Here is a 24611-nt window from a genome sequence, read left to right on the forward strand (position 1 = left end):
GGTATGGACGTGTCACAACGGTCGTCCGGCGGACGACGCGAGCTCCATGAGCGGCTCATACGATTCCAGCAGCGCGCGGCGGGCGTCCCGGTCGGCGCCGCCCGCCTCGTACCGCATCCCGTTCACGTTGACCAGCAGCACGTCGTCCACCTTCCCGGCGTACTCGGAGATCCGCCGCGCGCACTGCGTCGCCGTGCCTGCCACAACCAGTTGGTCGACGACCTCGTCCGTGACCGCCCGGCGCGCTGCCGCCAGGTCGCCGCCGCGCACGCACCGGTCCACCTCGTCGGCGACGCGGGCATGGCCCTGCCGGCGCAGCAGCGCGTCGTAGTGAGGATGCGGCTTGCCCGCGTACAGGTTCACCACCGCCGCGCGCGCCGCCTCGCGGGCCCGCTCGGTGTCTTCGTCCACGGCGATCAGGGCTGCCATCATCACCGAGAAGCCCGGCCGCGCCGCCTCGTTCCGGCACTCTTCCGCGATCTCGGCGACATACGCGGCCGACTGAAGGCTGCCCAACGCGATGCCGTCGGCGACGAGCGCGGCCAGGCGGGTCATCTTCGGAGATGTGGCGGCCAGGACGATGGGGATGGACTCTCTGAATGGGTCGACCTGGCAGCGCCAGCCTGCCATCCGGTGAATCTCACCCTCGTAGTCGACCCGTTCGCCGCGTCCCGCCTGGGTCACCAGCCGCATCAGCTCGACGTACTCCCGCATTTTGCGCAGCGGCCGCTCGACGGGGACGCCCTGGTAGCTCTCGTTGGTGACCCGGTTGCCGCTGCCGACACCGAGGACGAGCCGGCCTCCGGACACTTCATCGAGGTCCACCGCGCTCATCGCGGCGATCATCGGGGTGCGCGCATGCGCGTTGAGGACGTACGGTCCCAGTTTGATCCGCTCGGTACGCCCGGCCATGGCCGCCAGGGTGACGAACCCGGACCGCCACGCCTCGGCCAGGTACGCGCCGTCGTACCCGGCGCTTTCGGCCCGCGCGGCGATCGAGGCCATGTCGGAGACGGTGAGACCGCCGCCGCCCGCCAGCATCAGCCCGAGCCTGATCGACGTCCCGCCGTCCGGCCCGCCGGAGTTCTGGCCCATCGCACTCCCAATCTCATACGACGATCTGATATGTGACGTGCAACGTAAGGTCCCATCGGTTACAGTACTACACAGCTATCTAACGTGAAGGGTGAATGAGGCATGGCGGCCGTACCGATTCTCGAGCAGGACGAGTACATGCACGAGCCCACCGACCACCCGCAGTTCAACGAGTCGGCCTACTACAACTTCGTGGACAGCGACTCGGGCTTCGCGGTGCTGATCAGGATGGGCAATCGGGTGAACGAGGGCCACGCCGAGGTCACCGTCCTGCTCTACCTGCCCGACGGCGGTGCGGCCATCCGCTTCAACCGCGCTCCGATCGCCGGCAATGACAGGTTCGAGGCGGCCGGTCTCAAGTTCGAAGTCGTCGAGCCGCTGAAGAGGATGAAGGTCACCTTCGACGGCACGGCGTACCTGCTGGACAGGGGCACCGCCCTGGAGAACCCGAAGCAGGCCTTCACCACCAGCCCCCTGGTCCCCGTCGCGATCGAGCTGCACTACGACAATGTCGTCCCGGTGTACGGCCTGGGCGGCGGCTCCGGTATCCAGGGCGCCGAGGACAGCATCGCGGTCGGCCACTATCAGGGGCCCTGCAAGGTGCACGGCTGGGTGGAGATCGACGGCGAGCGGCGCGAAATCAACGGCCTGGGCTTCCGCGACCACTCCTGGGGCCCGCGCATCTGGCAGGGGCCGCACTATTGGCGCTGGCTCTCCTGCATGGTGGACGAGCGCAACGGGTTCGTCGCCTGGGCACAAAAGATCGGCGACACCCCCTCGCCCGGCAACGGCATGGTGCTGCGCGACGGCGTGCTCGAACTGGTCGACAGGGTCTCGGTGAAGAGCGAGTACGGCGAGGCCCCGCACTACGCCACCACGATGCGCGTCTCCATGTGGACGGAGTCGGGAGAGCAGGTGGAGGCCACCGGCCGTGTCTTCCACAACGTCCCTCTGCGCAACCGGCGCGACGGGGAGATCGCCCGCCTTGCCGAGTACCTGGTCGAGTTCGACTACCGCGGCGGGGCCGGCTACGGCATCTGCGAGTACCACGACCACATGATCGATGGTGTTCCCGCCGGGATGCACGAGGCATGACCACCATGAAGGGGCTGCGCTTCGCCGGACACGGCGGGCCCGAGGTGCTGAGCTGGGACGAGGTCCCCGTGCCCGAGCCCGGACCCGGCGAGTTGCTGATCGAGGTGCGTGCCTTCGCCCTGAACTGGGCCGATCTGCTGGAACGCGCCGGAAGATACCCCGGGGCGCCGGAACCGCCCTATGTCACCGGCCACGACCTCACCGGTGTGGTGGTGGCGCACGGGCCGGACGCCCAGGGCCCGGCGGTCGGCACCCGGGTCTTCGGAGTGATCCCGAGGGGCGGCGCCGCCGCCGAGTTCGTCGCCGCGCCCGCGAGCCAGGTCTATCCGGTGCCCGGCGCGCTCGACGACTTCCAGGCAGCCGGCGCCGCCGGTCCCTACCTCACCGCGGACGCGGCCATCGTCACCCTCGGCCGCCTGCGGAAGGGCGAGGACGTCCTGATCCAGGCCGCCGCCGGGGCGTACGGCTCGGCCTGCCTGCAACTCTGCCGGGCCTACGGTGCGGGCAGGATCATCGCCACCGCCGGTTCCGACGCCAAGGTGGAGCAGGTCAGGCGGTGGGGCGCCGACGTGGCCGTCAACTACACCACACGGGATTTCGCCGAGGTCGTCGCCGAGGTGGCCGATGGGCGCGGCGTGCCGCTGGTCCTGGAGTCGGTCGGGGGCGAGGTCCTCGGCCGCAGCCTGGGCTGCGTCTCACCCGGGGGCCGGCTGATCAGCGTGGGGGCCAGCAGCGGCCGCAGCAGCGACCGGTTCCGCCTGCACACCCTGTTCGACCTGGGCATCTCGGTGGCGGGATTCACGCTCGGCAAATGGCTGGAGCACAACCCCGAACTGGTCCGCCCCTCCGTCGAACGGGTCCTCCGGCAGTTCGAGAACGGCGCCGCCAAGCCGGTGGTCGCCCAGGTTTTCCCCGCGGCGCAGGTGGCCGCGGCACACGACTTCCTCAGCAACCGGCGGTCCGTCGGCCGCACGGTCGTCGCCATGACCCCTATCCCTTGAGAGCGAGAGCCAGTGGCAGAGGCATTCATCGTCAGCGCCGTCCGTACCCCCGTCGGGCGGCGCAAGGGCGGCCTGAGTCAGGTCCATCCCGCCGACCTCGCGGGCCACGCCATCAAGGCGGCCGTGGAGCGTGCCGGCGTCGAGGCCGGTGAGATCGACGACGTGATCCTCGGCTGTGTCGACCAACTCGGCGCCCAGTCCACCAACATCGCCCGCACCGCGTGGCTGTCGGCGGGCCTGCCCGAGCACGTTCCGGGCACGACCATCGACCGCCAGTGCGGCTCCTCGCAGCAGGCGGTCCACTTCGCGGCCCAGGCCGTGATGTCCGGCACCCAGGACCTCGTCCTGGCCGGCGGGGTCGAGGTCATGAGCCTGGTTCCGATCTCCAGCCCGGCCGTCGTCGGCGAACAGCAGGGACTGGGCGCGCCGTACGCCGGTTCCGGCTGGACCGCCCGATACGGCGACCAGGAGGTCTCCCAGTTCCGCGGCGCCGAGCTGATCGCCGAGCGGTGGGGCATCACGCGGGAGGCCATGGAGGAGTTCGCTCTGCGCAGCCACCAGCGGGCGCTCGCGGCCCAGCGGGCGGGCGCGTTCGACGACGAGATCGTCCCCTTCGGCGACGTCAGGGCCGACGAAGGCCCTCGGCCCGACACCTCGCTGGAGAAGATGGCGGGCCTCAAGACCCTGACCGAGGGCGGCCGGATCACCGCGGCCGTCTCCAGCCAGATCTCCGACGGCGCCGCGGCCCTGGTCGTCGCCTCCGAGAAGGCCGTCGAACGGCACGGCCTCACCCCGCTGGCCCGGGTGCACACGATGGCCGTCACTGGAGCCGACCCGATCCTGATGCTGAGCGCCCCCATTCCCGCCACCCAGCAGGCGCTGAAGAAGGCCGGGCTCTCGATTGACGACATCGACCAGTACGAGATCAACGAGGCGTTCGCCCCCGTGGTCCTCTCCTGGGTGCAGGAGCTCGGCGTCGACCTCGAACGCACCAACCCGCTGGGCGGGGCCATCGCGCTGGGTCACCCGCTGGGCGCGACCGGGGCGCGGCTGATGACCACCCTGGTTCACAACCTCCGCCGCACCGGCGGCCGCTACGGCCTCCAGACGATGTGCGAGGGCGGCGGCATGGCGAACGCCACCATCGTCGAAGCGCTCTGACGTCCCTCCCCACCGGGGTGGCCCTCGGCGGATACAGCCTATCTAACGTAAAACGTAACTTTAGACTCAGAGGAGCCCCACAAATGGCCGACATGGAACGCGTGGACAGGGAGACCCTGTACGTCGAGAAGTATCCGGCGGACAGGTACGCCGTCGTCACGCTGCACCGGCCCGACGTCCTCAACGCCGGCAGCCCGACCCTCTTCGGGGAGCTGGCCGACACCATCGGCTCGTTCGAGAACGATGACCAGGTGCGCGCCGTCGTGCTCACCGGCGGCACCGGCAAGGCGTTCTCCGCGGGCGCCGACCTCGGCGGCATGACCTTCGACAGCATGGGCGACTGCCGCAAGTTCATCCGGCTGGCCCACGCCCCCTTCGAGGCCATCGAACGGCTGAGCAAGATCGTCATCGGCGCGGTCAACGGCTACGCCTTCGGGTTCGGCACGGAGATCGCCCTCGCCTGCGATCTGGTCCTGGCCTCGGAGAAGGCACGCTTCGGCCTGCGCGAGATGAACCACGGCCTCGTCCCAGCGGTCACGATCACGCGCGGTCTTGACATGATCGGACGGCGTCGCATCGCCTGGATGGCCTACACCTCCGACGACGTCTCCGCGCAGGAGGCGCGCGAGCTCGGCTTCGTCAACAAGGTCGTCCCGCACGAGTCCCTCGTGCAGGAGTACACCGCTCTGGCCGTCCGGATGGCCAAGCGCGCCCCGCTGGCCGTCGCCGCCACCAAGTGGACCCTCAACAAGGCGGCGGGCGGGCACTACCGCGAGGGCGAGAACCTCATGCCCGCGATCTTCGCATCGGCCGACGTGGCCGAGGGCCGCAAGGCGTTCGAGGAGCGCCGCGAGCCCGTCTTCCGCGGCGAGTGACCACGTTGAGTACGACTGCAGGAATGCGAGGACATCCATGAGCGTGTTGGACCAGTTCAGACTCGACGGCAAGGTCGCCATCGTCACCGGCGCGTCCTCGGGCCTCGGCGTCGGCTTCGCGGAGGCGCTCGCCGACGCGGGCGCCGACGTGGTCCTGGCCGCCCGTCGCATCGACCGCCTCCAGGAGGTCAAGGGAAAGATCATCGCAACGGGACGCCGATGCATCGCCGTACGAACCGACGTCTCCAAGGTGGAGGACTGCAACGCCCTGGTGGACGCGGCGATCGATCAGCTCGGCGACGTGCACGTGCTGATCAACAACGCCGGGGTCGGTCACGCCGCCCCGGCGCACAAGGAGAACCCCGAGGACTTCACCCGGGTTCTGGGCATCAACCTCATCGGCGCCTACTACATGGCCCAGGCCTTCGGGCGGGCGTGCATCAAGGCCAAGCACGGCGGCTCGGTGGTGAACGTCTCCTCGGTGCTCGGCATCAGCGGCGGCGACATCCCGCAGGTGGCCTACTCCTCCTCGAAGGCCGGGATGAACGGGATGACCCGGGACCTGGCCATGCAGTGGTCGGCACGGTACGGCATCCGCGTGAACTCGCTGGCGCCTAGCTTCTTCTCGTCCGAGCTGACCGACCCGCTGCTGGAATCCGAGGCGGGGGCGGGCAAGGTCCTCGCGCGCACTCCCCTCGGCCGGATCGGTGAGACCCGCGAGCTGTACGGCGCCCTCTTGCTGCTGGCGTCCGACGCCGGCTCCTACATCACCGGCATCACCCTGCCCGTCGACGGCGGCTGGAGCCTCCACTAGCGCCTCGTCATCCGGGACGCACGGCACCGAGCCGGACCGTTCAGCGGTCCGGCTCCGCATGCTGCCAGCACCGCGCCGGCACCGGAACGCCGACGACACCACGCCCCGCACGCATCGATGACCTCGCCCTTTGCCTGGTGTCAGTGAACGCAACGCCTTGTTTCCTTCCGTTGAACGTGAAAAACTCACCGGGCAACAGAGGCCCTCGTCAAGGGACCTTGCGCTATGGAGGTTCGCAATGCGCAACAGAACGCACACTCGCGTTGCACTCGCCTCGGCCGCCCTGCTGATGGCCGCCACGACCGCCGCCTGCGGCGGCGACTCCGGCGAATCGTCCGCCACCCACGCCGACGGGGGTGCGCAGACGGTCCGCGTCATGATGTTCCCTGCCCAGTCCTACCGCCTGCCCGTGATGATCGCGCAGCAGCAGGGCATGTTCGAGAAGCGGGGCATCAAGCTCGACATCACCGAGCAGCCCGCCAACCTGCAGGGCATGCAGGGCCTGACCGCCACCAAGTCCGATGTCGGCATCGTCACCGTCGGCACACTCGGCCAAGGATGGCAGGCCGGGACGAAGGGCGCCTTCTTCTGCGGCGGCATCAAGGTTCTTCAGACCACGCTGATGGCTCCGGCGGGCAGCAAGCTCCCGTCGACCGCCGAGGGAGCCTCCTGGCAGGAGGTGCTGAAGTCCCTCGAGGGCAAGAAGATAGGAATCCAGACTCCGGTGGGGTCGGGCCTCCAGAAGATCTTCGCCGCGGCGCTCGAGGAGGCCGGCGTCACCAATGTGACCTATGTGAACCTCGGCGGCGGCAGCAGCGCCGCCATCGCGGCACTCGGCAACGGCAGCGTCGACGTCGCACAGGTCAACCCCACCGGCACCCAGTTCATCCTGAACGCCAAGTCAGGCAAGCCGTTGCTCTACATGCCCGAGGGCCCCACCGCCTACAAGGACTACTACGGCAGCGGATGGGTGGGCAGCGCCGAGTTCCTCAAGCAGAAGCCCGCGGTCGCCAAGGCGTTCTGCGACGGCGTCAACGACGCTCTGGCGTTCATCCGTGACTCCGCGAACCGCAAGACGAACGTGGACATGCTGGTGAAGGACACCGGCGTCGCCGAACCCGTCGCCGAACTCGTCCTGGACCAGACCTACGGCGACTTCTCCACCGAACTGCCCGAGGACACACTCACCAAGACCTTCGACGCGTACGTCAAGCTCGGCATCCTCAACGCCGAACCGAAGCCGTCCTACGACTCTCTCGTGGTCATACCTGGGACCTGACTCCCCCCGGACCCGTGCATTCGCGGCCCAGGCGAATCCGGACAGGGGCACTCACGCGCCGGGATCCGGCCGCAGGCCTCGCTCGGCCGCGAGCCGGCATGAAGGAGAAGTCCATGGCAGTTAACGAAGATCGTTCCACCCGTCACCTGCCCCTGCAGGACCGCCTGGACATCGCGGAACTGCTGGCCCGCTACTGTTTCGCCCTCGACGACCGCGACTGGGGACTGCTGGAGCAGGTGTTCACCGAGGACGCGGCGGCCGAGTACGGCCTCGCGGGCCACCCGCGGGGGCTGCCCGCCATCGTCGAGGTCGTCCGCGCCTCTCTCGAACCGCTGGACGCAAGCCAGCACTTCGTCGGCACCTCGCTGGTCGAGGCGACCGGCGCCGGCGAGGCGAAGGGCCGCACGTATCTGATCGCCCAGCACATCAGGCACGGCACACCGGGTGGAGACCTCTACACCATCGCCGGCACCTACGTCGACCGATTCGTCCGCACCCGAGACGGCTGGCGCATCGCCAACCGGCATCTGACCCACACCTGGACCCAGGGCAACCCGGCCGTGCTCGCTTCGCACCGCACCCGGCCCGGCGCCCAGTAGGTCCCGGTCCGGAACCTTCGCTCGCACTCCCCATGCAGCGGCGCGATTCACCGCCGTCGGAATCGATGCCCGGCCTGCCCGTTCAGGAGATCCGTCATGCGTGTACAGAACAAGTCCCGGATAGCTCTCACCTCGGCCGCGTTGCTGGTCGCCGCGGCGACCGTCGCCTGCGGAGGAGACGGCTCGACGGCCTCCGGCTCGCCCGAGACCACGACCGCCGGAGGGACCCAGACCCTCCGCGTGATGATGTTCCCTGCTCAGGCCTACCGGCTGCCCGTGGTGATCGCGGAAAAGCAGGGGATGTTCAACAAGCGGAACATCAAGATTGAAATCCTCGAGCAGCCCGCCAACCTGCAGGGCATGCAGGGCTTGGCCGCCACCGAATCCGACATAGGACAGGTGAGCACCACCACCCTGGTCCAGGGTTGGCAGGCCGGCAACAAGGGCGCCTTCTTCTGCGGCGGCATCAACGTCATCCAGACCACGCTGATGGCCCCGGCGGACAGCACACTGCCCTCGACTCAGGAGGGCGCAACCTGGCAGGAGGTGCTGCAGGCCCTGAAGGGCAAGAAGATCGGCATCCAGACACCCGTGGGCTCGGGCGTGCAGCTGCTGTTCGCCGCGGCGCTCAAGGAGGCCGGCGTCGAGGACGTGACCTACGTGAACCTCGGCGGGGGCAGCAGCGCCGCCGTCGCCGCGCTCGGCAACAAGAGCGTGGATGTGGCCCAGGTGAGCCCGACCGGAACCTAGTTCATCATGAACGCCAAAGCAGGCAAACCGCTGCTGTACCTGCCCGACGGACCGAAGGTCTACAAGGAGCTCTACGGCAGCGGCTGGGTGGCTCCGACGAAATTCCTCGAAGAGCGGCCGGACGGCGCCAAGGCGTTCTGTGACGCGATAGACGAGGCCCTGGCCTTCATCAAGGCCCCGGCCAACCGCGCGACCAGTGCCTCCGTACTGGCTGCGGACACGGGGGTCAGCCCTGAGGTGGCGAACCTGGTCGTCGAGCAGGCCTACAAGGACTTCTCCACCACGCTCGACAAGGACACCCTCACAAAAACCTTCGACACGTTCGTCGATCTCGGCATCGCTAAGGCGGAGCCACGGCCGACGTACGACGAACTGGTGGCGGCACCTAGATAAGGAGCTATCCATGGTCGACCTGGCCGGGCGCACAGTGATCGTCACCGGTGGGGCACGTGGTCAGGGCGAGGCCGAGGTCCGCCGGTTCGTCGCCGCGAACGCACACGTGTTGATCGCAGACGTGATCGAGGATCGCGGCCGGGCACAGGCCGACGAGCTCGGCAAACACGCCCGATTCGTCCGCCTTGATGTGACCCGAGAACAGGACTGGGCGGCGGCGATCGAATCGCTGACGGACTGGCCCCCCGTACGCGTCCTCGTCAACAACGCAGGCATCCACTGGAAGCGCGATCTCCTCAGCGAGTCGGCCGCGGACATGTCGACCATGCTCGACGTGAACGTCGTCGGCGCGCTGCTGGGGATGAAGGCGGTCACCGAGGCGATGACCGCGGCGGGCGGTGGCGCGATCGTGAACGTGTGCTCCGTGCTCGCGCTGCTCGGAGGACGCGGCAGTGCGGCCTATACGGCGTCGAAGTGGGCCCTGCGGGGACTCACCAAAGCCGCCGCAATCGAACTGGGCCCACGGAGGATACGAGTCAACGCGATCCACCCCGGATACATCGACACGCCCATGCTCGCCGATGCCGGCCACGGCCGGGATGTCGATTACTACCGTTTCCTCCCGCTCCGCCGGCCAGGTGCACCCGGGGACGTCGCGGAACTGGCACTCTTCCTTGCCTCGGATGAGAGCGCCTACCTCACCGGCGGTGACTTCGTCATCGACGGCGGCATGACCGCGGGCGGCGGCCCCCGGATGAACGACGCGTCGGTGTAGCGGCGGCAAAGCGACGACGAGTTCTCGACGAAGAAGCCGAAGCAATCGCATGGCTCTCTCGCGGTGGATGCCGAGGGATGTGAGTCCCGGCCGAGAAGAGACAACGGTGACTGACACAGGAACGAGGAGGATCGGTATGAGGGATCACGACCGCCATGTGATCGTCGTAGGCGCGGGACTGTCAGGTTTGGCGACAGCCCTCGGATCGGCGCTGCGCGGATGTCCGGTCACGGTCTTCGAGGCCGCGGACCTGGTCGGCGGGGCAGCGGCCTACTCGGGCGGCCAGGTCTGGGTCGGCGGCAACCACGTCGCCGAGCGCGAGGGAATCGAGGACAGCCTGGAGTTGGCCGAGCGCTACGTGCGCGACATCGCGCACGCCGCCCCGGAGGCCCTGGACGAACGGGCCATGCGGCGCTGGCTGACGGAGTCCCCCAAGGCCGTCCGCTACTGGGAGGAGGTCGGCGCCATCCGCTGGGCGGTGATTCCCGGCCTGGCCGACTATCATGCCGAGGCCGATGGCGCGCTCGGCGCGGGCCGCTACCTCACCAACGAGGTCATCGACGGCAGCGTCCTGGGAGAGTGGCGCCGGCGGATCCGCGTGAGCCCGTACTTTCCGGTCGGCACGACCTACGGCGAGATGTTCGTCGAGGGCCGCCGCGTTTCCGGTTCCGACGCCGACGACACCGCTGCGCGGGGCGACCAGGCGCAGGCATTCGGTCTGACCCGCTCCGACGGGGAAGCGGACGGACGGCAGGTGGGCGCAGCCGATCCCCTGACCTTCGGGACCGGGGTGGTGGCGAGCTTCCTGGCCCGGCTGCTCAAGGAGGAGTCGGTCACCATCCGCACCTCCCATCCCGTCACCGAACTGCTCACCGATGATGCGGGCCGCGTGGTCGGAGTCCGGGCGCAGGGCGCGGATGGGCCTGTCGAGGCATACGGCGACGTGGTGCTGGCCACCAGCACCTACGACTGGGACCCCGAGCTGGTCAGGGACCTGCTGGGCCTGGAGCCCGAGGACTTCGGCAGCATCGCCCCGCGCAGCCTGCGCGGGGACGGGCTCAAGCTCGCGCGCTCGGTCGGCGGCGACGTCGCCAGGATCCCGGCCACCAGCGTCCCGATGCTGCCCGGCTGGGAGGCGGGAGACGGCGCCGGCTTCGCCTACGGCCCCGAGTTCGCCAAGCCCCACACGTTCATCGTCGACAGATCAGGCCGACGCTTCTGCAACGACTCCTACTGGGTCGACATCGTCGCCAAGGCGCTCGACCCGGATGACCGGCACCTGCCCTTCTACCTGATCTGGGACGAGCAGCACCGCCGCAAGTACGGCCTGGGCACGGTGCCGCCCGGCGGCGAGTACCCGCCTGGCGTGGTCACCTCGGCGCAAAGCCTGCGAGAACTCGGTGCCGCGCTGGGGATCGACGGCGAGCGGCTGGAGAGGACCGCTGCCCGGTTCAACGAGCACGCCGAGCGGGGCGACGACCCTGACTTCGGCCGGGGCTCCCTCGACTACGTCCTGCGCTTCTACGGCGACCCGCGACACCGGCCCAACCCCGTGCTCGGGACGGTGACAGAGGCGCCCTTCCACGGGATGCGGCTGCGCTTCCTCGGCACGGGCATCGGATCGAGCGGCATCCGCACGGACGAGGACGGCCACGTGCTGAACGCGTCGGGCGAGCGCGTCCCCGGCCTGTACGCCGTGGGCTCGTGCGCGGCGCTGACGTCGTCCGGCAGCGGCTACAACAGCGGCTTCGCGCTGGGCAGAGGGCTCACCACGGCCTACCTGGTCTCACGCGAGCTGGGCGGACGCTCCGGAGAGACCACGGCCGGGGATTGACCCTCGCCGCGAGGCGGTCCCGCCGGAGATCGGCAATTTGATGCTTGCTATCTCGCGTTCAACGTGAGATTTTCTTAGGAATCCGGACATAGGGGCCACGGGGAGCATGATTCCCGCGACCCCATGGCCGGAACCGCTGACTCATGTGCACCTGCTGAGGGAGATGGAGACGTTGGCAGCCAGGACTGAGAGCAGGTCGGCCACGGCGGGCGAAACCCCCGCCGCTCCCGGAACATCTCCACTGATCTCGTTCGAGGACGTGCACCAGGTGTTCCGCCTCCGGGGTGCGCGGGGTGAGGACGGCGCCGGCAGGTCCGAGGAGCTCGTCGCGCTCCAGGGCGTCAACGTCGAGATCCACGCCGGCCAGTTCGTCGCCCTGGTCGGGGCCAGCGGCTGCGGCAAGACGACGATGCTGAACATGCTGGCCGGGCTGGTGCGTCCCACCCACGGCGAGGTCACACTCGCCGGCAAGGCCCCCGAACTGCCCAACATGGACATCGGCTACATGTTCGCCAGGGACGCCCTGCTCCCCTGGCGTACGGCCCGCAGGAACGTCGAACTGCCGCTGGAGACCCGCGGCTGGGATCGCAGGAGGCGCCAGGAGCGGGCCCGCGAGATGCTGGAGCTGGTCGGCCTCAAGGGGCGCGAGTCTCAGTACCGGCTGCAACTGTCGCAGGGCATGCGGCAACGCGTGGCGCTGGCTCGCACCCTGGCCTCCGACCCGTCCCTGCTGCTGATGGACGAGCCCTTCGCCGCGCTGGACGCCCGCACCAAGCTCACCCTGCAGGCGGAGTTCCTGCGCATCTGGGAGCAGCACCAGGGCGGCGAGCGCCGCAAGACGGTCATCTTCGTGACCCACGACCTGCAGGAGGCCGTGCTCCTCGCCGACCGGGTGATCGTGATGCTCCCCCACCCCGGCCGGATAGCCGAGGACCGCGTCATCGACCTGCCGCGCCCGCGTGCGGAGGATCTCGGCGAGATCCAGTTCACCGACAAGTTCCAGAGCATCACCCACGACCTGTTCGAACGGCTCGAAGGCGCGATCGGCGACCGGAGCCCCCGGAACGCGAGCTGAGAGAGGGGGACCCATGACCATTGCCACCCAACGACCGGCGACGGCCTCGGCGCCCGGGGGCGACGGGACCGGGAACACCGGCAGACGGCCGGCCATCTGGCAGTCGAAGGTGTTCGTCAACGCCGCCCGCGTCCTGATCTGCGTGGCGTTCCTCGCCCTGTGGGAGTTCGCCTCGCGGCAGGGCTGGCTGGAGGAGACCCTGTTCGGGCGGCCCAGCGGCGTCTGGACGGCGATGCTGGATTACCTGCCGTCGGAGCGCAGCGTGCAGTCGCTGAAGGACACGGGAGGCGCCGTCGGCGTCTCCTTCGTCGTCGGCTCGGTCGCCGGCACCCTCGCCGGCCTGGTCCTCGGCCTGAGCCCCACCCTCAACTCGATCTTCGGGCCGTTCCTCGCTCCGATCAACAGCGTGCCGCGCATCGCGCTGGCCCCGCTGTTCATCGCCTGGTTCGGGCTGACCATGACCGCCAAGGTGGTCCTCGCCGTCAGCATCGTCTTCTTCATCCTCGCGGAGAACGCCCGCTCGGCGGTGCGGTCGGTCGACGCGGACCTGATGACCATGGCGCGCGTGGTCGGCCTCAAGCGCACCTCACTCCTGCTGAAGGTGGTGCTCCCCTCGGCCGTGCCGACGATGTTCGCCGGACTGCGGCTGACCTTCGTCTACGCCCTGCTCGGCGTGGTGGCCTCGGAGATGGTCGCCGCCACGGGCGGCCTCGGCCAGGACATCGTGCTGTATTCGTCCTCGTACCAGATCAACACGGTCTTCGCGATCCTGGTCGAGCTGATGGTCGTCGCCATCGTCATGAACTGGCTGTTCAACGCCGTGGAGCGGCGCCTGCTCGTGTGGCAGGTCACGCATTGACCTCCCCCCTCTTCCGCCCGCGGTCCAGGCGTCAGGAGCACCGCCGTGATCGGTGACTTCCGCTTCCGGCTCAGCGGCGCCACCCCGCCGCTGAGCGTCGAAGACTGGCGCGAGCGCGCCCGCAGGCGCGTCCCTCGCATGGTCTGGGCGTACATCGAGAACGGCGCGGACGACGAACAGACCCTCCGGGAGAACCAGGCCGCCTACCGCGAGTGGCACCTCAACCAGCGGGTGCTCACCGGCACGGCCGACCCCGACCTCACCGTGACGATCGCCGGCACCCGGCTCGACCTGCCCGTAGTCCTTGCACCCACCGGACTGGCCGGGGCCGCGCACTGGCACGGGGACCTCGGCGCGGCACGGGCAGCCGAACGGAACGGCACCCGGCTGGTGCTCAGCAGCGCCTCCGCCTACAGCATCGAGGAGGTCGGACGGGGCGCCGAGGAGCACCACTGGTTCCAGCTGTACCCCTGGCGCGACCGGCGCCTGATCGGATCTCTGATGAGCCGTGCGCGGGACAGCGGTTTCACCGCGCTGTTCGTGACGGTCGACGTGCCGGTGTACGGCAACCGCCTGCGTGAGCGGCGCACCGGGATGGCGATTCCCCCGACCCTCACCCCGGCGCGGATCCTGGACGCGGCCCGGCGGCCCCGCTGGGCCTACGGCTACCTGCGGCACCGCCGTACGACGCTGCGGAACCTGGTCCCCGACGGCGCCCGCGTGAGCGAGGTCGAGTCGGTGGAGATCCAGTCGGAGAACCTGACGGCGGACATCGGCTGGGGTGATCTGGAGTGGATCCGGTCCCGATGGAACGGCCCGCTGTACGTCAAGGGCGTTCTCCACCCGGACGACGCCGAGCGCGTGGTGGATCTCGGCGCTGACGGCGTCGTCGTCTCAAACCACGGCGGCCGGCAACTCAACGCCGTCCCGCCCACCATCCGGGCGCTCCCCGCGGTGGCCGAACGGATCGGCCACCGTGCCGACGTCCTGGTGGACGGCGGCATCAGATCAGGTACGGATGTCATCATCGCGCTGGCCCTCGGTGCCCGGGCATGCCTCATCGGGCGCCCTCTGGTCTACGGGCTCGCCGGCGGCGGCACCCAGGGGGTCGCGGCCGTCCTGCGGATCCTCAGAGACGAGATGATCCGCGACCTGACCCTGATGGGCACGGCGACCGTCAAGGACCTCGGCCCCGGCAGCCTGTCCCCGCGCAGCGGCCCGCGCTGAGCCCTGCCGCCTGCTGTCCTCCCCCGCTTCACCCGCTTCCCCCGGAGGGGCCGCCGATTCCCCGGCGGCCCCTCCTTGCTGGTCCTGGGCTACGGCTCGTCAGTCCCCGCTCCCGGCCGGCCGCCCGGCGGCGCCCTGCTGGGCGTACCACACGGACAGCGGACGGAAGTTCCACCGCGGCGGCTCACCCGGCAGCGCCACCTCCGTCTCGGTCTGCACGCCGCAGCCAGGGCAGAAGTACCGCCGGTAGTAGAGGTCGTCACGCTCCCTGATCGCGGTCTGCACGGAACTCTCGCTCACCAGGTCCTGCGAGAACGCGGCGTGCCACTTCCAGTTGTCGCGCACGTCGCAGAACTCGTGGCCGCAGCGCCTGCACCGGTAGACGCCCGCCGGCGTGACCTCCAGGTGCTCGCCCAGCACCTGTGCCGAGGTGCCGGCGAACTCGCCCCCGGGGGCGGGTGGCTGACTGTCGCGCAGATCCGCCAGGACCCCGGCCGTCGTGGGCAGTGCCGTACGCCGCTGCCGGAGCTCGGCCCGCCTGGCCGCGGTGGCCTCGAGGTCGAAGACGCCGTCGCTGGCGAGCACGGCGCCGTACGCGTCGCGAGCCGTCGCAGGCGAGATGAACCCCAGGCGCAGGTCCTCGGCGAGGGCGGCCACGGGCCGGTCCAACGGGTCACCGTAGCCGGGGCCTCCCGTGGCGCGCATGTAGTAGCCGTCCTGTTCGTCGATCACCAGGCCCTTGGCGCGGGTGGGCGTCCGCTCCGCCCGGTCGGCGTACTCCCTGATCGGCAGAGACTCGCCCCGGCTCCACCGATCCCGGACGTCGTCCATGATGCCTCGGGCGAAGCGCAGCGAGGAACCGGCACCCGACTGCCCTCCGGACACCGCCGACGACGGGATGCTCAACCGGTTGTGGAACACCACCGTGTCCCACTTCTCGGTGTCCCACGGCACGCACAGCGACTCCAGAGCGAGTCCGCCCCGCCACCGCCCCGCGCCTCCCGTATCGGGCGAGAACGCCCGCTGCAGAAAGAGGACAGGGCTCTGCAACTCATAGTCCTCAATGTTGGCGGTGAACGAGCCCACGGTCTGCACGCCCATCATCGCCGGTTCCCCGTCCCGGAAGGGCATGGCGGACGCCCCGCCGGATCCGGCGGTGAAGACGTTGAAGAACCAGGGCTCGCCGTACTGGTTGGTGCAGTGCAGCCAGGCGAAGGTCCAGCTTCCCCAGGGACCCGTCCGGCGTACCTGGTGCTCCGGGTGCCCACCGATCATGTAGTTCAGCGCTTCGAGGATCGCGTCCGTGCCGAACCAGGCGCCGTAGATCGTCGCACCCGAGATGGGCGCCGGCTTGATCGCGTTCACCAGCGTGCCACGGGGCGACTCGATCGTGACCGGGCGCATGAGCCCCTCGTTGAACGGGATGTCCGGGGCGACCACGGTCGCCAGTGCGGCGACCACGTTGCCGGTGCTGCCGACCTCCGCGCAGTTGAGGATGCCGGGCGCCTGCGGGTCGGTTTCGGTGTAGTCGAAGGTGATCGCGTCACCTTCCTTGATCACCCGCATGCGGATGGTGTAGACGCGATCCTCTGCGCCGTCATGCTCCATGTGCGCGGCGCCTTCGTAGACGCCGTCGGGAAGCTCGGCCAGGCGTTCGCGCATCGCCCGGTCCGACTGCTGGATCTGGCCGGCGTGCACCGCGCGGACGCGGTCGGCGCCGTGCTGGGCGAACAGCTCCTCCATCCGCTCACGGCCGATCCAGGTGGCCCCCATCAGGGCCTTGAGGTCGATGCCGGTACGCTCGGGCAGGCGGACATTGGTCAGGAAGGCGTCCACCAGGTCACCCTGGTAGACACCCTTCTTGTAGAACTTGACCGGTGTGAACCGGATGTTCTCGCCGTAGCACTCCATCGGCTCGACCGAGAAGCCGCCGGGAACCGCTCCGCCTACGTCGGTCACGTGGGCTGAGACACCGACCCACGCCGACATCTCGCCCTCGACGAACACCGGGGCGACCACTACCACGTCCGAGGAGTGCAGCCCCCCTCCGCCGTACGGGTCGTTGCAGAAGATCATATCGCCGGGGTGAATGTCGTCGCCGTAGCGGCGCAGACTGGCCCGCACCGTGTTGGAGACCGCATAACCCATCTGCAGCGACCAGGCGATGCTGGTCAGGATGTTGCCTTCCGCGTCCAGGCAGCCGCAGGCGAAGTCGGACGCGCCGACGAAGAGCGGCGAGCCGGACAGGTTCACCACCGCCCGGCCCATCTCGCGGTTCAGGGTGAGCTCGTAGTTGTAGATGATCTGGGACAGGACGGGATCGTAGCCCTCGACCTCTGGAGTGGGGTTCGCCGTCTGGGTCGTCGTCATGGTTTCAGCCCTCACTTCCGCCGGGCCTGCTGGAGGATGACATTGCCGAAGTCGTTGATCGCGGCGGTGAAACCCGCCGGGACCAGCACGGTCGTGTCCGGATACTCGATCAACGCGGGCCCGTCGGCCAGGGCTCCTGGGGGGGACGCGAGGCCGTCGTAGATCGCGACCTCGGTGGGCTCCGCGGTGTCGAGGTCGGCGACCGCCTGCCGGGTGCCCTTCCTGGCGAATTCGCCGCCTCCCTCGCCGGGCGCCGGAGTGGAGTCGACACGGGAAATCCGGCCGATGCCGGTCACCGCGTAGTTCTTGAGCATGTAGCCGTTCTCCGGCGAAGCCGCGCCGGGACCATACACCTCGCGGTACCGCCGGTCGAACTCCTTGACCAGGTCCGCGATGTCGGCGTGCTCCAGGGACCGCGCCGGGGCCTCGATCTGGAAGTTCAGGATCTGGCCGAGATACGACATCTCCAGCCCGTACTCGATGATCCGGTTCTCCTCCGGCACATCGTGCTGGGCCAGGTCGGCCCGGGCACGCGCCTCGAGTTCGGCGAAGATGTCGTTCACGTCCTTCAGCGCCTGCTCGGTCAGTACTCCTCCGGCGGCCACCGGAACCGTGGTCGACTTCGCATAGCTGTAGACGAGGTCGCTGCTGACCAGTCCGACCGCGGAGAACACCGACGCCATGGTGGGCACGATCACCTTGCGAATGCCGAGGTCGGCGGCCACGGCGGCGCAGTGCAGACCTCCGGCCCCGCCGAAGGAGACCAGCGCGAACTCGCGCGGATCCAGACCCGCGAAGACCGTCCGCAGCCGGATGGCGTCGGCCATCACCGAGTTCACGACCCTGAACATGCCGTGGGCGGTCGCCAGCGGGGGAAGACCGGCGCGTTCGCCCAGCTCGGTCACCGCCCACTCGGCCGACGCCCGGTCGAGCCGGACGCGACCGCCGAGGAAATAGTCGGGGTCGATCAAACCCAGCACGACGTTGGCGTCGGTGACCGTGGGCTCCGTACCACCTGCGCCGTAACAGGCCGGGCCCGGTATCGCACCGGCACTGCGGGGACCGGTCCGCAGAGTGCCGTCCACTCCGACCCCGCCGAGCGAGCCACCGCCCGCGCCGACCGACGTGACATCGATCATCGGGATCGCCAGCGGCTGCCGGTCGAGCAGTTGCTGGGACGTCGTCTGGACCCGCCCCCGGTGGATGAGCGCGACGTCGGTGCTCGTGCCGCCCATGTCGAAAGTGATGAGGTTCTGCTCGCCGAGCCGTTCCCCGAGCTGGTGCGCGGCCACGACTCCGGCCGCCGGACCGGAGTAGACCGTCTGGGCCGCCGCGGTGACCGCGCTCGCGATGCTGGCCGCTCCACCGTCGGACTTCATCAACAGGATCGGGTGACCGAGCCCGGCACCCCGGAGGTCCTGGTCGAGACGCTCTGCGTAGCGCTTGAGGGCCGGTCCCGCGTACGCGTTGATCGCCGCGGTGCTCGTGCGCTCGTACTCACCGAGGACGGGACACGACTCCGAGGAGATCGACACATAGGCCTCGGGAGCCAGCTCGAGGATGATCTCCTTGGCCCGTCGCTCGTGCTCGGCGTTTCGGAACGACCAGAGGAAGCAGACCGCGAACGACCTCACGCCCTGGCCGAGCAGGTGCCGGACGGCGCCGACCACGTCGTCCTCGTTGAGTGAGACGACCACCCGGCCCGCGTAGTCGACGCGTTCGGTGACCTCGGCGATATCGTCCGGCGTTGCCAGCGGAACCGGATGCGTGACCTTGGAGGGGTCCTGCTCCTGGCCTCGGTACTGCCGGGCTATCGGATAGGTGTCGCCGAAGCCGCGGGTGGTGATGAGACCGACACGTTCACCGGTACGGGTCAGCACGACGTTGGTGGTGACGGTGGTGCCGTGGACGAAGTGCCCCGTCGCGGCCAGCAGTTCCGGCCGGCTCATCCCAAGGTCGGCGGCGGCCAGCTCCAGTGCGGCCAGCACCCCGGCGCCGAAGTCCGGTGGGGTGCTGGAAGCCTTCCAGGTGCGTTTCGCACCCGTGTCATCCTCCACTACCAGGTCGGTGAACGTTCCTCCGATGTCCACTCCGATGCGCATGCCGCTCTCCCTGAGTCGGATCAGATCAGACCTCTCGGATCCGGCGAGCGGCCCCGGCCGGGGTGCCCGACCGGCGGTGCGCGCCGGTCACATGGGTACGGGCCGGCCCCGTGGTGACGCCTGTCACATGGGCCGACCATAAAATACCTGACGTTCAACGTCAATAAAGAAAAATTCGGCACTCCCGGCGGCGAGCGGTCTATCGACGCCCGGGAAGCTCGTCGAGGAACTCGTCCAGGCCCTTGGACAGGTGGTGTCCGCCATCGATGGTGAGCACCTCGCCAACCACGTAGGACGCGTCATCGGAGAGGAGATAGGCCACGGCACGCGCGGTCTCCTCCGCCTTCAGCAGGCGTCCGGCCGGGATCGCATCGATCAGGCGGCGGCGCACCTCCGGGTCGCTCGCCAGGAAGTCGGTGCCGCCCACCGGCATCCATCCGGGGGCCACGGCGTTCACCCGTACACCCCGCCCGGCCCATTCCGCACCGAGCGTGCGGGTCATGGCGAGGACGCCGCCCTTGGCCGAGGAGTTGTGCACGATCCCCGGGGCGCCCATCCATGCGTAAGGCGTCAGCACGTTCACCACCGCTCCCCCACGCCCGGCGCCCAGCCAGCGCCGGGCCATCTCGGAGGTGCAGTGCCAGGTGCCGTTGAGGACGATCTGGATGACGGAGTTGAAGCCGTTGGGGGTCAGGTCCTCAGCCTTGACGGGGAACAGGCCGGAGGCGTTGTTGACCAGTCCGTCGACGGCGCCGAGGAGTTCGGCGGCCTCGTCGGCCATCGCCGCCACCGAGGCGGGGTCGCGGACGTCGGCGGTGACCGCAAAGGCCTTGCCCTCGCCCAACTCCCCACTGATCGCCTCCACCGTCCGGTTGAGCGTCTCCTTGGTGCGACCGCAGACCACGACCCGGGCGCCGAGCCGGCACAGCTCCGCAGCCATGGCCGAGCCGAGCCCGCCGCCTCCCCCGGTGATGACGATCCCCTTGCCGTCCACTCCGGACAACGATGCCACGATGATCCCTTCCACGATTGCGCGGGAGAACCCGCCGATGTCAGTGCTGCCGTACTCGGCGCCGCGCCGGACACGTCCCGGCCCCGCGCGGGGCCGGGACGGCCGCGGGTCCCGTGCACGCGTACGGACGCCGGCTAGACCAGGCTGGCCTTGCCGACGTTCTCCCGGATGTACTCGGCCACCACGCCGCCGGGAAGGCCGGGTGGGAAGGACCGGTGCACGCCGAGTTCCCGGAGAGGCTCGAAGTCCACCTCGGGAATGATGCCACCCATGATCACAAGGACCTGGTTCATGCCGCGCTCCTTGAGCGCGGGGATCAGGTCGCGGGCGATCTGGATCTGCCCGCTGGTCATCACGCTGACGGCCACCACATCGACGTCCTCCTGGAGGGCCGCCTCCGCGATCTCCTCCACCACGCCGAACCGGAAGTAGACGACCTCCATACCGGCGTCTCGCAACTCCCGGGCGATCAGCTTGCTGCCGCGCCCATGGACGTCGATCTTCTTCTTGGCCAGCAAAACCTTGATGTGCTCTCTGGACACGCGTCCACTCCCCTGTGTGATGTGCGAGGCCTCGGACGGGCTCACTCGCTGACGTACCAGCCGAACGCTTCGCGCATCGGCACCATCATCTCGCCGTTGGTCACACCCTTGCGGGCCGCCTCGACCAGCGCGGGCATCAGCGGGCCCTTGCCGTCCTTGAGGTCCTGGCAGGCCCGCCGGATGCCCGCGATCGCGGCGTCGACCGCGGCCTGGTCCCGCTTGGCGCGGTACGCCTCCAGCCGGGCCTTGGCCTTGACCTCGATCGACTCGTCGATGCGGAACGGCTCGTAGTTCTCCGGCTCGTCGGAGACATAGCGGTTGACGCCGACGACCGGCAGGTCACCGCTGTTGATCATCTTCTTCATCTCGTACGACGAGTTGTCGATGTTCCGCTTGACCTCGCCGGTCTCGATGCCGCGGAGGTAGCCGCCGGAGGCCTCGATTTCGTTGAAGATCTCCCAGGCCGCCGCCTCCATCTCGTCGGTGAGCGTCTCGATGAAATAGGAGCCGCCCAGCGGGTCGGCGACGTCCCGCAGCCCGCTCTCCCACATGAGGATCTGCTGCGTGCGCAGGGCGGTGCGGTGCGACTCCTCGGTGGGCACGCCCACGGCCTCGTCGTAGGAGCAGGTGTGGATCGACTGGACGCCGCCCAGCACCGCGGCCAGCGTCTGCAGGGTGATCCTCGCGTTGTTGTTCATCAGCTGCTGCTGGGTGAGGACGTAGCCGCTGGTGTGCACGTGGACGCGGGCGAACATGTTGGACGGCTTGGCGACCCCGGCGTCCTTGCAGAGCTTGGCCCACATCCGGCGGTGCGCCCGGAACTTGGCGACCTCCTCGAAGACGTTCACGGTGCAGCCGATCTGGAACGACAGCCGGCCGATGAAGTCGTCGGGCGCCAGACCGGCGGCCAGGCCTGCATCGATGATCGACTTGCCCCACGCCAGGCCGTAGGCCAGCTCCTGGACGGGGGTGGCTCCGGCCTCCGACAGGCCGTACATGAAGATGTTGGCCGGGTTCCACGCGGGCGCGTTGTCCCTGGCCCACTTGATCAGGTCGATCATCAGGGCGTAGCCCCACTTGGGCTCCCAGGAGGGGACGTCCTGGACGGCGATGCGCGGGTACCAGTTCATGGAGTTGCCATGCATCTTCGTGGTCGGCTCGCCGCGCCGCTCGACGGCGGCGGCGAGCAGGGCGAGCGCCGGCAGGCAGTTGTCTCCGGTGATCATGGAGAAGTTCGTGGTCTCCAGGTCCCAGTCGCGGATCAGCTCGTCGTAGTCGTCGCCGGTGCTCATGTGCACGCCGCACTGGCCGATGTTGCCGACGGCCTCGGGGTGGTCGGCGTCGATGCCGTACATGCAGGGAACGTCGTAGACGGTGTTGAAGACCTTGTGGCCGAAGTAGCCCTCCATGCCCTCGGCGACCATCTTCTCCATCTTCACCCGGGTCTCCTCGATGGTCCCGTAGCCGAAGACCATCTGCTGCATCCACGGCGTCAGGGCGTAGCCGTCGGGGTGCAGTCCGCGGGTGTAGGGGTAGACGCCGGGCATCTCCTCGAGGTCGAGGCCCGCTGTGTCCTCGGGGGTGTACACGGTCTTCACCGGCAGACCGGAAAGGGTCTTGGCCGGGCGCAGCTTGGCGGCGTAGCGGGCACGGCGCTCGGTCCACGCCTGCTTGACGGCCTCGAACTTGCCACTGGTCAGGGAGCTCACTTGTCGTTCTCCGTTTCTGGGAAGGCCGCTGCTCGGGAAGGGGCGATGAGCCGGCGGTGGGCGTTCAGCAGTGCGTCGACGTAGGCCTCGGCCGCGCCGTAGGGGTCGGCCAGCCGCTGGTCGTCCAGGGTCTCCTCGGCGGCCTTCAGCAACTCCTCGCGGAGCCTGTCGGCGACGAACGCGTTGAATCTGGCCCGTCTTCGAGCACGTTCCGCGGCCGCCCGCCAGGCGGTGGCGCCGGTGAAGGCGTAGTGTTCGTCCGCCGCGGCGACCAGCGCGTCGATGCCTTCCCCCCGCAGCGCCGACACCTTGAGCACGGGGACCTTCCAGCGCGAGGCCCCGTCCGGGCCGGTCCGCTCAAATCCCTGCGAGGCCAGGTCCTTGACGGTCTGCTCCGCGCCCGGCGAGTCGCCCTTGTTGACGGCCACCACGTCGGCGATCTCGGTGATGCCGGCCTTCATCGCCTGCAGGGCGTCGCCGTAGCCGGGGACCAGCACCAGGACGACCGTGTGGGCGATCCCCGCGATGTCGAACTCGCCCTGCCCGACCCCGACCGTCTCGACGACGACCACGTCCTTTCCCATGGCGTCCATCACGTCAACCACGTCGTTGACGGCGGCGGCGAGTCCGCCGGAGGCGCCGCGTGAGGCGATGGAGCGGATGAACACCCCCCGGTCCCCGCTGGACGCCTCGGCCATCCGGTCGCGGTCGCCGAGCAGGGCTCCCCCGGTGAACGGGCTGGAGGGGTCCACGGCTATCACGCCCACGGTCCGTCCCTGGCTCCGCAGCTCCCTGATGAGCGCCGAGACCAGGGTGCTCTTGCCGGCGCCGGGAGGCCCGGTGACGCCGATAAGCTGCGCCCTGCCGCAGCGGGGCGCGAGCGCTCGCAGGACGTCCCTGGCGTGCGGGTGTCCGTTCTCGATCTGGCTGATCAGCCGCCCCGCGTGCAGCACGCTTCCGGCGACGACCTGGTCGGCCGGTGTTGTCACAGCTTCCACGGGTCATCCTCGCGATTCATTTACGTTGAACGTTAGTCTTTCCTGCATGCGTAGGGTGCCCAGCGAGGCAGGGCCCCAGACGGTGGCAATGTTAACGTTATACGTTATATTTGTACAGTCGACCCACATCGACGCCGGCCGGCGTCGGGAGCACCTAGGAGACGAGAAGATGAGCAGCAAAGACCTGGAGACCCTGTCGGTCGCGGACTCCGGGGCCCGCCTCGCCCTCACGCTGAACCGGCCGGACGAACGGAACGCGCTCACCTACGGCGCCTGGGACGACCTCGACAGGGTCATGTCGGAGGTGGAGATGCGCGACGACCTGCGCGTCATCACCCTCACCGGCGCCGGCCCCGCCTTCTGCGCGGGCGTCGACTTCGGCGCGATCGGGGCCTCGCTCGAGGTGGAGAAGGGCAGCTACCCCTCGTTCATCCGGCGCTGGGCCACCATCGTGGACCGCTTCGAGCGCGCGCCGCAGCCCAGCGTCGTCGCGATCAACGGCCCCGCGATCGGCGCCGGCCTCGAGCTGGCGCTGGCATGCGACATCCGGATCGCCAGCGACCGGGCGATCTTCGCCATGCCGCAGCTGAGGATGGGCATCGTCCCCGACGTCGGAGGAACCAGCCGCCTGGCGCGGGCCACCGGCGAAGCGTTCGCCAAGGACATGATCCTCACCTCCCGGATCGTGGACGCCGAGGAGGCACTGCGCGCCGGGATCGTCAGCCGGGTCGTCGAGCACGACCGGCTCGCCGAGGAGTTGGAGAGCGCGGCCGCCGCGATCGAGGACCTCCCCTGGCCCGCGGCCTACTTCGCGGGCGTCGCCATCGACGTCGGCCCCCGCCTCGACCCTCGGCGGGCCGCCGACATCGAGGCCATCGCCGACCAGGTGATGCTGCGCCAGGAGGAGGTGTGGACGCGGATCTCCCACTTCATGGAGAGCAAGGGCCTGCGCGGACTTCGCTGAGCACCGGACTCACGCTTTACGCATTTAACGTTTAACGATAGATTGTTGCCGCAATCGGCAGAGGAGGAACCGTGTCGGATCG

22 protein-coding genes are annotated in these 24611 nt (G+C 69.2%); 15 read left to right on the forward strand and 7 right to left on the reverse strand.

Annotated features, from left to right (window positions below; translation table 11 throughout):
- Positions 1-12: 12 nt before the first annotated feature.
- Complete coding sequence (locus tag ACQEVJ_RS28350; RefSeq protein ID WP_433106195.1) at positions 13-1095, reverse strand: LLM class flavin-dependent oxidoreductase; 1083 nt, start codon at positions 1093-1095, stop codon at positions 13-15.
- A gap of 102 nt (positions 1096-1197) precedes the next feature.
- Between ACQEVJ_RS28350 and ACQEVJ_RS28355 the strand changes: the two genes are divergently transcribed.
- The 14 genes from ACQEVJ_RS28355 to ACQEVJ_RS28420 all read left to right on the forward strand — a co-directional run bounded on the left by ACQEVJ_RS28355 (position 1198) and on the right by ACQEVJ_RS28420 (position 14832).
- Positions 1198-2190 carry a DUF7064 domain-containing protein gene (locus ACQEVJ_RS28355; RefSeq protein WP_433106197.1) on the forward strand — a complete coding sequence of 331 codons (993 nt, stop codon included), beginning with the start codon at positions 1198-1200 and terminating at the stop codon, positions 2188-2190.
- Positions 2187-3191, forward strand: coding sequence for a quinone oxidoreductase family protein (locus ACQEVJ_RS28360; protein WP_433106199.1), 1005 nt, complete (start codon positions 2187-2189; stop codon positions 3189-3191). Before ACQEVJ_RS28355 ends, ACQEVJ_RS28360 begins: the two co-directional genes overlap by 4 nt.
- 12 nt (positions 3192-3203) lie before the next feature.
- A complete protein-coding gene (locus tag ACQEVJ_RS28365) occupies positions 3204-4352 on the forward strand; it encodes an acetyl-CoA C-acetyltransferase (RefSeq protein ID WP_433106201.1) in 1149 nt (382 codons plus the stop codon).
- 83 nt (positions 4353-4435) lie between these two features.
- On the forward strand, positions 4436-5227 hold the full coding sequence (locus tag ACQEVJ_RS28370; protein WP_433106203.1) for an enoyl-CoA hydratase/isomerase family protein: 792 nt from the start codon (positions 4436-4438) through the stop codon (positions 5225-5227).
- A 37-nt stretch (positions 5228-5264) separates the two neighbouring features.
- The gene (locus ACQEVJ_RS28375; protein WP_433106205.1) at positions 5265-6041 is read left to right on the forward strand and encodes an SDR family NAD(P)-dependent oxidoreductase; all 777 of its coding nucleotides are present in this window, start codon (positions 5265-5267) and stop codon (positions 6039-6041) included.
- A 238-nt stretch (positions 6042-6279) separates the two neighbouring features.
- Positions 6280-7320: an ABC transporter substrate-binding protein gene (locus ACQEVJ_RS28380; RefSeq protein ID WP_433106207.1), complete on the forward strand. Its 1041-nt coding sequence runs from the start codon at positions 6280-6282 to the stop codon at positions 7318-7320.
- Between the two features lie 113 nt (positions 7321-7433).
- Entirely contained in the window at positions 7434-7919 is a 486-nt protein-coding gene (locus tag ACQEVJ_RS28385) for a nuclear transport factor 2 family protein (protein ID WP_433106209.1), read from the forward strand.
- Between the two features lie 96 nt (positions 7920-8015).
- Entirely contained in the window at positions 8016-8669 is a 654-nt protein-coding gene (locus ACQEVJ_RS28390) for an ABC transporter substrate-binding protein (RefSeq protein ID WP_433106211.1), read from the forward strand.
- Between the two features lie 6 nt (positions 8670-8675).
- Positions 8676-9062 (forward strand): hypothetical protein, encoded by a 387-nt coding sequence (locus ACQEVJ_RS28395; protein ID WP_433106213.1) that lies wholly within the window; start codon positions 8676-8678, stop codon positions 9060-9062.
- 10 nt (positions 9063-9072) lie between these two features.
- Positions 9073-9837 (forward strand): glucose 1-dehydrogenase, encoded by a 765-nt coding sequence (locus ACQEVJ_RS28400; RefSeq protein WP_433106215.1) that lies wholly within the window; start codon positions 9073-9075, stop codon positions 9835-9837.
- Between the two features lie 136 nt (positions 9838-9973).
- On the forward strand, positions 9974-11671 hold the full coding sequence (locus tag ACQEVJ_RS28405) for an FAD-dependent oxidoreductase (protein WP_433106217.1): 1698 nt from the start codon (positions 9974-9976) through the stop codon (positions 11669-11671).
- Between the two features lie 172 nt (positions 11672-11843).
- The gene (locus tag ACQEVJ_RS28410; RefSeq protein WP_433106219.1) at positions 11844-12746 is read left to right on the forward strand and encodes an ABC transporter ATP-binding protein; all 903 of its coding nucleotides are present in this window, start codon (positions 11844-11846) and stop codon (positions 12744-12746) included.
- A gap of 13 nt (positions 12747-12759) precedes the next feature.
- Positions 12760-13605 carry an ABC transporter permease gene (locus ACQEVJ_RS28415; protein WP_433106221.1) on the forward strand — a complete coding sequence of 282 codons (846 nt, stop codon included), beginning with the start codon at positions 12760-12762 and terminating at the stop codon, positions 13603-13605.
- 45 nt (positions 13606-13650) lie between these two features.
- Positions 13651-14832 carry an alpha-hydroxy acid oxidase gene (locus tag ACQEVJ_RS28420; RefSeq protein ID WP_433106223.1) on the forward strand — a complete coding sequence of 394 codons (1182 nt, stop codon included), beginning with the start codon at positions 13651-13653 and terminating at the stop codon, positions 14830-14832.
- A 99-nt stretch (positions 14833-14931) separates the two neighbouring features.
- On the opposite strand, the gene ACQEVJ_RS28425 is transcribed toward ACQEVJ_RS28420, so the two are convergent.
- The 6 genes from ACQEVJ_RS28425 to meaB all read right to left on the reverse strand — a co-directional run bounded on the left by ACQEVJ_RS28425 (position 14932) and on the right by meaB (position 23565).
- The gene (locus ACQEVJ_RS28425; RefSeq protein WP_433106225.1) at positions 14932-17202 is read right to left on the reverse strand and encodes a hydantoinase B/oxoprolinase family protein; all 2271 of its coding nucleotides are present in this window, start codon (positions 17200-17202) and stop codon (positions 14932-14934) included.
- Positions 17203-17213: 11 nt separating this feature from the next.
- The gene (locus ACQEVJ_RS28430; protein ID WP_433106227.1) at positions 17214-19304 is read right to left on the reverse strand and encodes a hydantoinase/oxoprolinase family protein; all 2091 of its coding nucleotides are present in this window, start codon (positions 19302-19304) and stop codon (positions 17214-17216) included.
- Between the two features lie 199 nt (positions 19305-19503).
- The gene (locus ACQEVJ_RS28435) at positions 19504-20316 is read right to left on the reverse strand and encodes an SDR family oxidoreductase (protein ID WP_433106229.1); all 813 of its coding nucleotides are present in this window, start codon (positions 20314-20316) and stop codon (positions 19504-19506) included.
- A 134-nt stretch (positions 20317-20450) separates the two neighbouring features.
- Positions 20451-20858, reverse strand: coding sequence for a cobalamin B12-binding domain-containing protein (locus ACQEVJ_RS28440; RefSeq protein WP_433106231.1), 408 nt, complete (start codon positions 20856-20858; stop codon positions 20451-20453).
- 41 nt (positions 20859-20899) lie between these two features.
- Positions 20900-22567, reverse strand: coding sequence for an acyl-CoA mutase large subunit family protein (locus ACQEVJ_RS28445; protein WP_433106233.1), 1668 nt, complete (start codon positions 22565-22567; stop codon positions 20900-20902).
- Positions 22564-23565, reverse strand: a complete 1002-nt coding sequence (gene meaB / locus ACQEVJ_RS28450; protein ID WP_433106235.1) for a methylmalonyl Co-A mutase-associated GTPase MeaB — start codon at positions 23563-23565, stop codon at positions 22564-22566. The genes ACQEVJ_RS28445 and meaB overlap by 4 nt, the downstream gene beginning before the upstream one ends.
- Positions 23566-23734: 169 nt before the next feature.
- Between meaB and ACQEVJ_RS28455 the strand changes: the two genes are divergently transcribed.
- On the forward strand, positions 23735-24529 hold the full coding sequence (locus tag ACQEVJ_RS28455) for an enoyl-CoA hydratase/isomerase family protein (protein ID WP_433106237.1): 795 nt from the start codon (positions 23735-23737) through the stop codon (positions 24527-24529).
- Positions 24530-24611: the final 82 nt, after the last annotated feature.

This window comes from Microbispora sp. CA-102843 (genome assembly GCF_050936215.1).
Classification (GTDB): Bacteria; Actinomycetota; Actinomycetes; order Streptosporangiales; family Streptosporangiaceae; genus Microbispora.

Bases quoted from the DNA above. Each gene is read 5' to 3' on its own strand.
- ACQEVJ_RS28360 (WP_433106199.1), top strand. From the start codon at position 2,187: ATGACCACCATGAAGGGGCTGCGCTTCGCCGGACACGGCGGGCCCGAG.
- ACQEVJ_RS28355 (WP_433106197.1), top strand. From the start codon at position 1,198: ATGGCGGCCGTACCGATTCTCGAGCAGGACGAGTACATGCACGAGCCC.
- ACQEVJ_RS28350 (WP_433106195.1), bottom strand. From the start codon at position 1,095: ATGGGCCAGAACTCCGGCGGGCCGGACGGCGGGACGTCGATCAGGCTC.
- ACQEVJ_RS28430 (WP_433106227.1), bottom strand. From the start codon at position 19,304: ATGCGCATCGGAGTGGACATCGGAGGAACGTTCACCGACCTGGTAGTG.
- ACQEVJ_RS28425 (WP_433106225.1), bottom strand. From the start codon at position 17,202: ATGACGACGACCCAGACGGCGAACCCCACTCCAGAGGTCGAGGGCTAC.
- ACQEVJ_RS28405 (WP_433106217.1), top strand. From the start codon at position 9,974: ATGAGGGATCACGACCGCCATGTGATCGTCGTAGGCGCGGGACTGTCA.
- ACQEVJ_RS28395 (WP_433106213.1), top strand. From the start codon at position 8,676: ATGAACGCCAAAGCAGGCAAACCGCTGCTGTACCTGCCCGACGGACCG.
- ACQEVJ_RS28415 (WP_433106221.1), top strand. From the start codon at position 12,760: ATGACCATTGCCACCCAACGACCGGCGACGGCCTCGGCGCCCGGGGGC.
- ACQEVJ_RS28375 (WP_433106205.1), top strand. From the start codon at position 5,265: ATGAGCGTGTTGGACCAGTTCAGACTCGACGGCAAGGTCGCCATCGTC.
- ACQEVJ_RS28400 (WP_433106215.1), top strand. From the start codon at position 9,073: ATGGTCGACCTGGCCGGGCGCACAGTGATCGTCACCGGTGGGGCACGT.
- ACQEVJ_RS28380 (WP_433106207.1), top strand. From the start codon at position 6,280: ATGCGCAACAGAACGCACACTCGCGTTGCACTCGCCTCGGCCGCCCTG.
- ACQEVJ_RS28385 (WP_433106209.1), top strand. From the start codon at position 7,434: ATGGCAGTTAACGAAGATCGTTCCACCCGTCACCTGCCCCTGCAGGAC.
- ACQEVJ_RS28455 (WP_433106237.1), top strand. From the start codon at position 23,735: ATGAGCAGCAAAGACCTGGAGACCCTGTCGGTCGCGGACTCCGGGGCC.
- ACQEVJ_RS28370 (WP_433106203.1), top strand. From the start codon at position 4,436: ATGGCCGACATGGAACGCGTGGACAGGGAGACCCTGTACGTCGAGAAG.
- ACQEVJ_RS28390 (WP_433106211.1), top strand. From the start codon at position 8,016: ATGCGTGTACAGAACAAGTCCCGGATAGCTCTCACCTCGGCCGCGTTG.